This is a genomic window from uncultured Cohaesibacter sp. (assembly GCF_963556055.3).
In the GTDB taxonomy this organism is placed as follows: Bacteria; Pseudomonadota; Alphaproteobacteria; order Rhizobiales; family Cohaesibacteraceae; genus Cohaesibacter.
On record NZ_CAUVYE020000007.1, the window covers coordinates 122,233 to 135,096 of the forward strand.

Genomic DNA, 12,864 nt, shown 5'->3' on the forward strand with positions numbered 1-12,864 from the left:
GTAGCCCCAAGACCAACTGCCCGATCAGGCAGCCTTGTTTCGCAGTTTCTTCTCACGTTGAATAATCTCGGACGCAAGCTTCAGATAGGCCTGACTGCCCGAACATTTCAGATCATACAAAAGCGCTGGCTTGCCATAAGACGGCGCTTCCGACACACGCACGTTTCGAGGGATGATTGTCTCGTAAACCTTTTCCCCCATATGCTCTCTCACATCTTCCACCACCTGATTCGAGAGATTATTCCGGCTATCATACATGGTCATCACAATCCCATGAATTGACAAGTCCGGATTGAGGGCACCTTTTACCTGATTGACCGTCTGAATAAGCTGCGTCAAACCTTCAAGCGCGAAAAACTCGCACTGCAAGGGAACCAGAATGGAATGCGCTGCCGCCATTGCATTGATGGTCAAGAGGTTCAGAGACGGCGGGCAATCGATCAGGATGTAGGTGAAGCGTTTGTCTTCCGGGATTTTGTCCCGCAATTCACCATGCTTTTCGATCACGCGTCGTAACCGATAGGCACGATCCTTTTCCCCCGAGATCTCCTGTTCAAGACCCAGAAGATCCATTGTCGAGGCAGCAACAGAGAGCCGCGGCACCGCGGTGGGAATCGCTGCTTCCATCAATGTTGCTTCATTGAGCAAAAGATCCGACGTTGAAATCTTGCGAGATTGACGATCAATACCCAGACCCGTACTGGCGTTACCTTGCGGATCCACATCAACGATCAGAACGGTTTCACCAATCGCCGCCAACGCGGTTCCCAAATTGATAGCTGTCGTTGTTTTTCCCACTCCACCCTTCTGGTTGGCAAGGGTAAGAACGCGGGGAGATTCTGGCAGTGAACTCATAAAATAGCCTCACTTCGCATTTGTTTCACTATGCGTTTTTGGGTGATAAGCGGCGCAAAATAACGATTCTAGCTTCTGGATCAGTTCTGCTTTTTTCTTGTATCAGATCTATATTCCACCGCACACTAGCCTCAGACAATTCTCGCTCAAAGTCACGCCCTTTGTGGAAAACACCCACACAAGTCTCGGTAATGAAAGGATATACAAATTCGCATAATTTCTCGAGCGATGCCAGCGCTCTCGCACTGAATGCATCTATCGGACCAGTCCACTCGGACAACACTGATTCGATCCGCTCGCTGTGCACCTTCACCTTCAAATCAAGCTCACGCGCCACAGTTCTCAGAAAGGCAACCTTCCTCCCGTTGCTTTCCACCATATGCACCTGATAATCCTCTTCAAGACCATCAAGCAAAATGGCTGTCACCAGGCCCGGAAACCCGGCACCAGACCCCAGATCAACCCAGTGGCGCGCGTCGGGACAAGCGGCATAAATCTGAACACTATCCGCGATATGCCTTTCCCAGATTTCATCCAGCGTCTTGGCCGCAACGAGATTCTGTGCAGGCTGCCACTTACGCACCAAAGCCTCATAGGCCTCGAACTTTTCGAGCGATTCACGTGAAACCTCTACCATCGAAGAGATCAGTTCGACACCCCGTTGTTTCGATGTCAAATCCATTTACAAAGTCACTCCTCTCGGGATCGAAAAAAAACAGCAGACAAGCCCGCCCTGCCCTTTGGCTACAAAATGCCAAAAAGCAAAATCTCAAGGCATCATAAGCGCTTGCTATGTGCCAGAACCAAGGTAAGGGCAGCCGGTGTCATTCCATCAATACGCGACGCCTGACCCAGCGTTTGCGGACGAACATGAGACAATTTCTGCTTCAGCTCATTTGACAATCCATTGATCTCATCAAACTTCAAACTCGCCGGTATTTTCAGCGCTTCATCCTTTTTGAAAGTCTCAATATCATCGATTTGCCGTTCCATGTAAACCTGATAAAGCGCCTCGATTTCCAGCTGATCACGGACGGTTTTCGAGAAACTCCCGAACTCCGGCCAAATTTCCGTAAGACGATCAAGGTCAAGATCCGGATAGGCCAGCAATTCATAGACCGAGCGTCTCTGCCCATCCTTGTTGATTTTCAGACCATGCTTTTCGGCCTCATTGGGTGTCAGGCTCTTTTCGTTGGCCAATGCAGTAATGGCCTCAATCTCCTGCTTTTTCGCAGAAAAGGACCGCCGACGCTCATCATTGATCAAACCCCACTGATCCGCCCTTTCGGTCAAACGCTGATCGGCATTGTCAGCACGCAAAGACAAACGATATTCGGCCCGTGACGTGAACATCCGATAAGGCTCGACAACACCCTTTGTAATCAGGTCATCAATCATCACACCGATATAGGCGTCCGAGCGTTTGAGCGTGATACCATCCTGCCCCCCACACTGTCGGGCGGCATTGAGACCGGCAATCAAGCCAAGTGCGCCAGCTTCTTCATATCCGGTCGTGCCATTGATTTGACCGGCCATATAAAGCCCGGACACCCTCTTGGTCTCCAACGTGGATTTCAACTCCGTCGGGTCGATATAGTCATATTCAATTGCATAACCATACTGCTTGATTTCGACATTCTCGAGGCCCGGAATGGAACGGATATAGGCATCCTGCACATCTTCCGGCAGCGATGTTGAAATCCCGTTTGGATAGACCGTATCAACATCAAGCCCTTCAGGCTCAAGAAAGACCTGATGTCCGTCCCTGTCGCCAAAGCGCGAAATCTTGTCCTCGATCGAAGGACAATAACGCGGCCCGATTCCTTCGATTTTCCCGGAAAACAGCGCCGACTTATTCATATTGTCGCGAATGATCTTGTGCGTCTTGTCAATCGTCCGAGTGATATGACAATCCACCTGTGGCGTCGAAATCGCCTGTGTCAAATAGGAAAACGCAACAGGCTCGGCATCTCCGGGCTGTTTTGCAAGTGCGCTGTAATCAATCGTATTGCCATTCAAACGCGCCGGAGTCCCGGTTTTCAGCCGACCCAGGCGAAACTTTTCCGACATTAATCGCATGGAAAGATCATTTGCCGCAGGATCTCCCATACGTCCGGCGGAAAAACTTCTCTCGCCGATATGGATAAGTCCCCTCAGAAACGTACCGGTCGTCAGAATGGCAGCACCACACGAAATATCCCGGCCATCCGACAAGGTGACACCAGTGACACGCCCATCGACGATGGACAAATCCGAAACCTCTTCTTCAATGACCTCCAGACCGCCCGTCTCCAACAACAGCGATTGAACAGCGTCACGATACAGTTTTCGGTCTTCCTGTGCTCTTGGCCCCTGTACGGCTGGCCCTTTGCGCCGATTCAACAGGCGGAACTGAATACCGCCCCTGTCCGCAGCAAGCCCCATAATCCCACCAAGCGCGTCAATTTCCCGAACCAGATGTCCTTTGCCAAGACCGCCAATTGCCGGATTGCACGACATCACACCGATGGTATTTCGATTCTGGGTAACAAGGGCAACAGACGCACCAACACGCGCCGCCGCCGCCGCTGCCTCTGCTCCTGCATGACCACCGCCTATCACAACAACATCAAACCGGTTCATTGACTTCCTCTACGATTGACCGAAATCCTGTTCGGCTCAAACTTGCGATCACCTGTATTTTTCTTTTCAAACTATCAGATTCTGGTTGGTGTCGCCCCAATAATTCAGATATCAGCCCATTTCATAAGCGCAGTCGATTGCTACATCCCATTCTACGGGCCATTTTCTTCAGAACTTGTTTACATTTCACATGCTAGCCTTGGATACAGGCGAACGGATTCACGTGAAACTCAGAAGATTGACGTTTTTCGTGATTCACGTGAAACAGAGTCAAGTCCGAATCTCAGATTCAATGTTTCACGTGAAACGATCCACTATTTACCCACACAGAACTGTGAAAAAATCACGCCCAACATTTCCTCGACATCAATTCGTCCAGTGATTTTCCCCAGGTCGTCCCCAGCCATACGCAAGAACTCGGATCGAATTTCCAATGGCAATTCTGTGGATGTAAGGGATTTGTTAACGTTTTCCACACACGAACGAAGACTCTCTTCATGCCGCTTTCTCGTAATCAGCACATCTTCCGCACCATCAAACAGATTTTGGATCTGTTTCACGAATGATTCGTAAAAATCATTCATTCCTGTGCCCGCCTTGACTGATACAAAATAGGAATTTTCGTCCGGATCCTCAGAAATCTGCGAGTCAGCCCCCTCGCCCACCTTGTCCTGCTTGTTAAACAAAACCATCCGCTCGGCATGACTATTGAGTTTGACCCTGGCATTTGGATCCGTGCCATCGATCACTTCGATCAACAAATCGGCATTCTCGCTTTTTTCCAGAGCCCGGCGAATACCCTCTTTCTCGACCTTGCTATTAGAAACGCGCAAGCCAGCCGTATCGATCATCGTCACGGGATATCCCTCGATATCCAGATGCAGCTCAAGCAAATCGCGCGTTGTCCCCGCTTCATCCGTAACGATGGCTACATCACGCTTTGCGAACCAGTTGAGCAAGGAGGATTTGCCAGCATTGGGATGCCCGGCAAGGACAACCGTCAATCCGTTTCGCAACCGCTCACCGCGATCCGCCATGGAAAGATGGCTTTCCATTTCGGTGGTAAGCCGTTTAAGCTTTGGCCAAATAACATCGGACACAGCGCCCGGAATGTCTTCTTCATCAGAAAAATCAAGCTCTGCTTCAATCATGCTTCGAGAGTAAAGCAATGTTTCCCGCCAGCCATCAATGACGCTTTTGTGCGCACCACTCGCTTGTCGCATGGCCTGTTTTCGCTGATTTTCCGTCTCGGCGTGAATAAGATCGGCCAGCCCTTCGACAGCGGTCAGATCATATTTGCCATTTTCAAAAGCCCGACGTGTAAACTCGCCAGCTTCGGCCATTCGGCATCCTTCAAAGCCGGACAAAAGATCAAACATCGCCCGCACCACAGCTCGACCACCATGCAAGTGGAACTCTACGGATTCCTCACCGGTAAAGCTCTTTTCCGCTGGAAAAAACAGTATGATTGCCTGGTCAATGACTCTGCCATTGGCCGGATCAGTCACAAAACGCAAGGCAGCAAATCTCGGGCTTGGTTCGCTATCAACCAATTGGTTCATGACATCCCGCGCTTTTGGCCCCGAAACCCTGACGACTGCGATTCCCGCAGGTACGGCGCCGCTAGCCAGAGCGAAAATGGTATCTCTATCCATAAGATTGATCCTTGCGAAACTTCAAAGCTGAACCGCTTTTCTCCCTCTCAGACACTGTCAGCCCTTCAAGGCAAACAGTTCAAACGACAAGCAAAGGCAAAATACGCGATTTGCCTTGATCGAGATATGTCTTGAGTTGAAAACAGTTTACATAATGCACAAACATGCTCCGTTGCAGAGCCGGTTTTGATGTCACAAGACAAGGCACAGGTGCAAATGAAAAAGCCGTTCGACCAGTGTCAAACGGCTTTCTAGTCTCTTGACGTCTTTTGGGCAAGCCCAAAACGACCTTTGAAAACCCGATCAGGTATTCATATTGTCGAAGAATTCGGCATTGCTTTTCGTTGAACGCAGCTTGTCGAGCAAAAACTCGATGGCATCCACATTGCTCATGGCGCTCAGAATACGACGAAGAACAAAGACCTTCTGAAGATCTTTCTTGTCCACCATAAGCTCTTCCTTGCGGGTACCGGATTTGAGAATATCCATCGCGGGGAAAATACGCTTGTCGGAAACTTTGCGATCCAGAACAATCTCGGCGTTGCCGGTGCCCTTGAATTCCTCAAAGATCACCTCGTCCATGCGACTACCGGTATCGATCAAAGCCGTCGCGATAATGGTCAGCGACCCGCCTTCCTCGATATTTCGAGCGGCACCAAAAAAGCGCTTTGGACGCTGCAAGGCATTGGCATCAACACCACCGGTCAAAACCTTGCCAGAGGAAGGAATAACGGTGTTGTAGGCACGCCCGAGACGCGTAATGGAATCAAGCAGAATGACCACGTCTCGTCCATGTTCAACCAGACGCTTTGCCTTTTCGATCACCATTTCAGCCACTTGAACGTGGCGAGCGGCTGGCTCATCAAAGGTGGACGAAACCACTTCGCCATTGACCGTCCGTTTCATGTCGGTCACCTCTTCAGGCCGTTCATCGATCAGCAAAACGATGAGACAACTATCGGGATGATTGGCCGTGATGGATTTGGCAATATTTTGCAAAAGAACGGTTTTACCTGTCCGTGGCGGCGCGACAATCAGCGCGCGCTGACCCTTGCCAAGCGGAGCAACCAGATCAATCACTCGGCTGGACATATCCTTGCCGGCAGGATCGGTTGATTCCAACTGGAACCGTTCATCCGGGTGTAAGGGCGTCAGGTTATCGAAATGAACCTTGTGCCGAGCCTTTTCCGGATCTTCAAAATTGACACTGTTGACCTTCAACAGCGCAAAATAGCGTTCGCCTTCCTTGGGACTGCGAATATGACCCTCGACCGTATCACCGGTTCTGAGGGAAAAACGCCTGATCTGGGAAGGAGAAATATAAATATCATCCGGCCCTGGAAGATAATTGGCATCAGGAGAACGCAAGAAGCCGAAGCCATCCTGCAATACCTCGACGACGCCTTCGCCAATGATATCAGTTTCTTTTTCTGCCAACTGTTTGAGGATGGCAAACAACAGCTCCTGCTTTCGCAGCGTGCTGGCATTTTCAACCTCGAGCTCTTCGGCAAAGTTCAATAGCTCTGTTGGGGATTTTTGTTTGAGTTCTTTTAGTTTCATTTCGCGCATAGCGAAACTCTCTTATAAGGGGATAAGCAACCAAGGGAAAAAGTAAGGAGAGACAAAGCGCTTATTTTGTTCTTACGCTTTGCAGTGAACTTGAGAGTTGAGTAGGAAACGCTCTCAAGCAAATTCGTTGTCTAACGATTTGGCGGAACATAGCTGTTTCGCCAAACCCGGGCAAGCCCTATATTACAAAATTTTTGCGAAACACCAATCTAAAGAGGTAAATTGAGACCAATTGCTAGCATAAAAACTTCGTCAATCGGGATCTAAAAAGGTTTGACGACAGCCAGAATAACGATCGCCAGCATTAACAATGTCGGTATTTCATTAAAATAACGATAAAAGACATGGCTCTTCTGATTCGCGTCATTTGCAAATACTCTTACGTATCTGGCACAAAACATATGATAAATGGTCATTAAAGAGACAAGTAAAAACTTGATATGAAGCCAAATAGCATCGCTCGTCCAGATACCATGCGGAAAGGCCAGCCAAAGTCCAAATATCCAGGTGGCTATAAGAGACGGATTCATGATGCCTTTCAGAAGGCGTCTTTCCATCACTTTAAATATTTCAGATTTCTCTGATCCAACTTCAGTCATCGCATGATAGACAAACAGTCTTGGTAGATAAAAAATACCTGCCATCCATGTAATCACGCATATGATATGCAGTGCTTTAGTCCAGCTATAATCAAGAAATTGTAGAAATTCCATTATCAGCTCTCAGAAAAACAAAGTTCCAATCATGACAAATCTCTTCGCAAGAAGATTTCATCTTGAATCACGAAGCGTATGAACGAACGCGGTTGATAAGCCTGTGCACCAGATCGATATCGCCTTGCGGGGAAATACCGTGTCCGAGATTGAAAATAAAGGGTCCACTGCTCCATGCTTGCATGATCCGATCAATGGAAGCGTCCAGTTGATCTCCGCCACTGACAAGCAAGGTCGGATCAAGATTACCCTGCAAGGCCACATGGGATTGCAGATTATCTCTCGCCCAATCAAGTGGAACCGTCCAATCAAGCCCGATTGCATCGACTTTGGTTTCTTTGACAAAATCGGGCAATCTCAAACCGGCTCCTTTTGGAAAACCGATAATTTTGGCACCAGGAATTTTCTCGCGTACACCCTTGACGATACGCGCAATGGGATCCCGTGAAGCTTTGACATAGAGGTCATCATCCAGCACGCCAGCCCAGCTATCAAAAATCTGTACCGCATCGGCCCCACTTTCGAGTTGCTTGACGAGGTAGAGAACGGATGCTTCCACCAGTTTGTCGATCAGCATGTAAAAGGCTTCGGGTTCTTTTCTGGCAAACAATCGCGCCGGTGCCTGATCAGGCGTTCCCTGGCCGGCAATCATATAGGTCGCAACGGTCCATGGTGCGCCACAAAATCCCAGCAGGGTGGTTTCATCGGGCAGTTTGTCCCGGATTTTCTCAACGGCTTCGTAAACCGGAGACAATTTGCTCAAGACCATTGCCGGAACAAGATCATTGATCTCCTCGACAGAAATGGGATCAAGCTTGGGTCCCTCGCCATGAACGAACTGAACAGATCGGCCGATCGCATCAGGAACAACCAGAATATCGGAAAACAGGATTGCCGCATCAAAACCAAATCGACGGATCGGTTGCAATGTCACTTCGGTCGCGAAATCAGGATTGTAGCAAAGAGAGAGAAAACTGCCAGCTTCTGCTCGAATAGCCCTGTATTCCGGTAGATATCGACCTGCCTGACGCATGAGCCAAATTGGCGGTATCGTCTCGGTTTGCCCATTGAGGACATTCAATAAACGTCTGTTGGTCACGATTTTCTTCTCCGTTTGCCAGCGTATCTGAGCATGATTCCCAAAACGGGACCTAATAAAATTTTTATATTAATTTTTTGTTTATTCTTTTAGGCCGTGGATTGTGGGAGTTCATTTTCGGTCACATTTTCCCCACAGTCCCCTCGTGGAAAGAAAAAAAGCAGACGGAAAATGTCTGGAATTGATTTTTTGAATTCCGGGGACAAATGCCTTCATGCGTGTTTTTCCGCGAACAAGCCTGTGGTCAAGTCTGGGTATGTTTGGGAGATAACAAATTAATCAAAATTTAACAGTTTGTGTATTTACTGTTTGTTAATCTCGATTAACAGAGTGTTAACAAATTGACCCGGGCTTCATGCTGCTTGGGGATGAAAATAACGACAACAAGCATGAAATCGCATCCCCGCAATTTGGATAAGATTTATCCCCCATTACACACAGCCCTTGGGGAAGAATCGCTTGAGCCAGCATGTACAATGTCAAGACGACATTTCCGTGACGCTTGGTCGCATTTTTCTTGCAAATAGCCGGATTTTTCCAAAACCAGAAACGCTTTTGCATTTCTTGTCCGGTTTCCCTTTTCAACGGATTGGAATAAACAGGGCATACATGAAACCGATGCGGATAAATCCATGCTTCCATTGATTCTCGCTTCCAAAAGCCAGGCACGCGCCAATTTGTTGACGAATGCAGGCCTCACTTTTCTATGCTGTACGGCCGAAATTGATGAACGGGCGGCAGAACAACCCCTTTTGGCGACCGGTGCGCCAGCTCAGGATATTGCGGCACTATTGGCAGAAGTGAAGGCCCAGGATGTTTCGTCCCGCAATCCCGGACATCTTGTAATAGGGGCTGATCAGACCCTTGGTTTCAAGGACAAGCGGTTCAACAAGCCTGAAAATGATGAGGCTGCACGTCGCCAACTGCTCGATTTGCGTGGACAAGATCATCAGTTGCATTCTGCCGTCGCGATTGTCAAAGATGGCGAAACGCTCTGGCGCCATACATCCACCGCAACATTGACCATGCGCGCGCTGAGCCCGGCTGAAATCGGTCATTATATGGCCCGCGTCGGAGATCAGGTCCGCTCCAGTGTTGGCTGTTATCAGTTGGAGGGTCTTGGTGTTCAACTCTTTGAGAAGATCGAAGGGGATTATTTTACGATTCTGGGATTGCCGCTTTTGCCGCTTTTGCGCTATTTGCGAGAGGAACAGGGTCTGGAGTTGTAAATCGTGGTGAATAAGTCGAACAATCCAACAAAAAAAGTCTTTGTTATTGGCTGGCCGATCGAACAGTCAAAATCCCCGATCATTCATGGTCATTGGCTAAAGCTGCATGGTCTTGAAGGATCTTATGAAAAAATAGCAGTGCATCCGGATGATCTGGCATCCTTCATTTCATCGCTCAAGAATCAAGGCTTTGTCGGGGGAAATGTGACCATCCCTCACAAACAGGCTGTTCTGGCTCATGTGGATGTCATTCACCCGACGGCCGAAAGACTAGGCGCGGCCAATACCCTTTGGTTTGAAGAGGGTCAGCTTCATGCGGACAATACCGATGGTTATGGCTTTCTTGCCAATCTTGATCAACAGGCACCGGGCTGGGATCAACTGGACAGGGGTAAGGCCCTGATACTGGGTGCGGGCGGCGCAACCAGACCCATCATCAACGGACTGTTTGAACGAGGCTTTGACAAACTTGTCATTACCAATCGCACCATGGCGCGGGCACAGGAGTTGGCATCGCTGTTTGCAAATCTCGGATTTGGCTCACGCGTTTCGGTTCTCGACTGGGATAACCGCTCAGCTGAGCTTGAAGATATCGATCTTGTCGTCAATTGCTCCAGTCTTGGCATGATAGGTCAGCCTCCGCTCGAGATGTCGCTCGAAGGGTTGCAAAGCTCTGCTCTGGTGACAGACATCGTTTATAATCCGCTTGAAACCGGCATTTTGCGGCAGGCAAGAAAAGCGGGCAACAGGGTCGTTGATGGTCTTGGCATGCTGCTTCATCAGGCTGTTCCCGGCTTTGAACATTGGTTCGGCGTCCGCCCCACAGTAACCGATCAATTGCGTGAGCAGGTTTTGGAAACCAAATAACAGGTTGAAATAATGATCAAAATCGGCCTAACCGGCTCCATAGGCATGGGCAAGACAACCACGGGCAAGATGTTTATCGCGCGCGGCTGTCCGCTGCATGATGCAGATGCCACCGTTCATGCGCTCTATGAACAGGAAGCAGTACCGCTCATCGAGGCGGAATTTCCCGGAACGACAAGGCCGGAAGGGGTCGATCGCGCTGCTCTTTCAAAACGGGTGTTGGGTAATGCAGATGCCATGAAAAGGCTTGAGGCTCTGATTCACCCCCTGGTGCGGGAAAAGGAGCAGGAATTTTTCGAACAGGCCCGACTCGATGGTGCCGAGATTGTTGTGCTCGACATCCCTCTCCTGTTCGAAACGGGTGCCGAAAACCGGGTCGATGTGACTCTGGTTGTGACGGCTCCCAAAGAGGTGCAGCGCGAACGCGTTCTGGCTCGTCCCGGCATGACCAGCGAGCGGTTTGAAGCAATTCTGGCCCGACAGATGCCAGACGCGGAAAAGCAGGCACGAGCGGATTACAGTCTTGATACCGGACAAGGTCTCAAGGCCGCCGAGGAACAGGTGGACGCAATTCTTGACGATATCAGAAGCCGCTTTGCAGACCGGGATAAATAGTCGATAATTCGCCAACTGATTTGGCTCAAGAAACGGATTTTCTATGGCTTTGCGAGAAATTGTCTTCGATACGGAAACCACGGGCCTTGATCCCTTCAGCGGTGATCGCGTGGTGGAAATCGGCTGTGTGGAACTGATCAACCACCTGCCCACGACCAACAATTTTCACGTCTATATCAATCCTGAACGGGATATGCCCGAAGAGGCCTACAAGATTCACGGTCTGTCGGAAGAATTCCTCGCCGATAAACCGAAATTTGCCGAAATTGCCGAAAGCTTTCACGCCTTTATCAAGGATACGGTGATTATCGCGCACAATGCGAAATTCGACGTCAAATTTCTCAATTGGGAATTGGAAAAGGCTGGCTTTGCGAAAATCGAGCCCGAATTTGTGATCGATACCCTGGCGATGGCCAAGCGGAAATTTCCCGCCGGGCCCAACAGCCTTGACGCATTGTGCAATCGCTTCAGCATCGACAACTCAAAGCGAACCCTGCATGGCGCCCTGCTCGATAGTGAGATCCTAGCCGATGTCTATCTTGAGCTGATTGGTGGACGACAGACGAGCCTTCTGCTTTCGGGTGAAGACAAGGATCTTTCAAGCGCGCATACCGATGAGGACGAGAGCAGTCTCAATAATCGGCCACGGGCGAAACAACGCTCGCAAGACCTTCCATCCCGCTTGCAGGATGAAGATCTGGAAGCACATCTGGCATTCATAGCGAAAATGAAGGGTGAAAGCCTTTGGGCGCAGTATCTGCCGGATCTGAAGACAGAAGAGACATAGATACGCGCAAGCGAATTGGATTCACGTGAAACCAGATTAAAATTTTACCGAGTTTATTCTCGGATTAAAAAGAAAAAGCCGACCTTATCAAGAAGGTCGGCTTTTTCAATCGGTGCAACAGAAAGGGCTGAACCCTTATTGTTCGGTCTGTTTTGCCTGCTCCTGAGCGGCCATTTCCATCATCCGCTGACGATACAGCATTGCAAAATCAATCGGATCCACATTCAAGGGAGGGAAGCCGCCGCGCATGGTTGCGTCGGAAATGATCTGACGGGCAAATGGGAAAAGCATGCGAGGGCATTCGATCATCACAAATGGATGCAATTGCTCCTGAGGCACATTGGAGATCGAGAAAATACCGGCATATAGAAGCTCGACATTGAACAGGGTGCTGTCTTCGCTGGTTGCAGTGGCGTTCAGCGTCAGCTCTGCTTCAAATTCGCTTTCGGAAAGCGGAGTGGCATTCACATTGATCTGAACGTTGATTTCCGGTGCTTTCTCGCGAGGACGCAGGGAATCTGGAGCATTTGGATTTTCGAAAGACAGATCCTTGATATATTGGGCCAGAATTCTGAGGCCAGGCAGTTGCATTTGTTCGCCGGCCGCTGAGCCATTTTCAGTTGCGTCGCTCATTAAACTGTTTCCTGATAGATTGGGTTGAACAAGTCCTGATTCCAATTGGAACCCACATAGTTTCAGCGCCCATAATCCAAAATTTTGAATGAATCGCAAGTCGGGCGATTGATTTTACACTTTGTTTGATCCGCTGGGCACTTCGGGTGCAATCGTGAAGACGATTACGTCTTGAAACCAGCCTGTAGCATGATGGATAGGCTGAAACAAGGAAAAGGCC

12 protein-coding genes are annotated in these 12,864 nt (G+C 49.3%); 4 read left to right on the plus strand and 8 right to left on the minus strand.

The window, feature by feature from the left end:
* Positions 1-24 precede the first annotated feature (24 nt).
* From ACHZB8_RS02070 to hemE, 7 genes are all read right to left on the minus strand, one after another.
* A complete protein-coding gene (locus tag ACHZB8_RS02070) occupies positions 25-855 on the minus strand; it encodes a ParA family protein (protein ID WP_316858385.1) in 831 nt (276 codons plus the stop codon).
* A 28-nt stretch (positions 856-883) separates the two neighbouring features.
* Complete coding sequence (rsmG, locus tag ACHZB8_RS02075; protein WP_316858387.1) at positions 884-1,537, minus strand: 16S rRNA (guanine(527)-N(7))-methyltransferase RsmG; 654 nt, start codon at positions 1,535-1,537, stop codon at positions 884-886.
* 95 nt (positions 1,538-1,632) lie between these two features.
* Positions 1,633-3,477 carry a tRNA uridine-5-carboxymethylaminomethyl(34) synthesis enzyme MnmG gene (gene mnmG, locus ACHZB8_RS02080; RefSeq protein ID WP_316858388.1) on the minus strand — a complete coding sequence of 615 codons (1,845 nt, stop codon included), beginning with the start codon at positions 3,475-3,477 and terminating at the stop codon, positions 1,633-1,635.
* A 314-nt stretch (positions 3,478-3,791) separates the two neighbouring features.
* Positions 3,792-5,132: a tRNA uridine-5-carboxymethylaminomethyl(34) synthesis GTPase MnmE gene (gene mnmE / locus ACHZB8_RS02085; RefSeq protein WP_316858389.1), complete on the minus strand. Its 1,341-nt coding sequence runs from the start codon at positions 5,130-5,132 to the stop codon at positions 3,792-3,794.
* Positions 5,133-5,435: 303 nt separating this feature from the next.
* Positions 5,436-6,701, minus strand: a complete 1,266-nt coding sequence (rho, locus tag ACHZB8_RS02090) for a transcription termination factor Rho (protein WP_316858390.1) — start codon at positions 6,699-6,701, stop codon at positions 5,436-5,438.
* Positions 6,702-6,964: 263 nt separating this feature from the next.
* Entirely contained in the window at positions 6,965-7,414 is a 450-nt protein-coding gene (gene hemJ, locus ACHZB8_RS02095) for a protoporphyrinogen oxidase HemJ (RefSeq protein WP_316858391.1), read from the minus strand.
* Positions 7,415-7,481: 67 nt separating this feature from the next.
* Positions 7,482-8,513 (minus strand): uroporphyrinogen decarboxylase, encoded by a 1,032-nt coding sequence (gene hemE, locus ACHZB8_RS02100; RefSeq protein ID WP_316858392.1) that lies wholly within the window; start codon positions 8,511-8,513, stop codon positions 7,482-7,484.
* A gap of 632 nt (positions 8,514-9,145) precedes the next feature.
* Between hemE and ACHZB8_RS02105 the strand changes: the two genes are divergently transcribed.
* From ACHZB8_RS02105 to dnaQ, 4 genes are read left to right on the plus strand one after another with little or no spacing between them, the layout of a single operon-like run.
* Positions 9,146-9,742 carry a Maf family nucleotide pyrophosphatase gene (locus ACHZB8_RS02105; RefSeq protein ID WP_316858393.1) on the plus strand — a complete coding sequence of 199 codons (597 nt, stop codon included), beginning with the start codon at positions 9,146-9,148 and terminating at the stop codon, positions 9,740-9,742.
* Positions 9,743-9,745: 3 nt separating this feature from the next.
* Positions 9,746-10,609, plus strand: coding sequence for a shikimate dehydrogenase (locus tag ACHZB8_RS02110; RefSeq protein ID WP_316858394.1), 864 nt, complete (start codon positions 9,746-9,748; stop codon positions 10,607-10,609).
* Positions 10,610-10,621: 12 nt separating this feature from the next.
* Positions 10,622-11,224, plus strand: coding sequence for a dephospho-CoA kinase (gene coaE / locus ACHZB8_RS02115; protein WP_316858395.1), 603 nt, complete (start codon positions 10,622-10,624; stop codon positions 11,222-11,224).
* Between the two features lie 49 nt (positions 11,225-11,273).
* Complete coding sequence (gene dnaQ, locus ACHZB8_RS02120) at positions 11,274-12,011, plus strand: DNA polymerase III subunit epsilon (RefSeq protein WP_394706072.1); 738 nt, start codon at positions 11,274-11,276, stop codon at positions 12,009-12,011.
* Positions 12,012-12,146: 135 nt separating this feature from the next.
* Here dnaQ and secB read toward each other — a convergent pair whose 3' ends face one another.
* Positions 12,147-12,644, minus strand: a complete 498-nt coding sequence (gene secB / locus ACHZB8_RS02125; protein WP_316858397.1) for a protein-export chaperone SecB — start codon at positions 12,642-12,644, stop codon at positions 12,147-12,149.
* Positions 12,645-12,864: the final 220 nt, after the last annotated feature.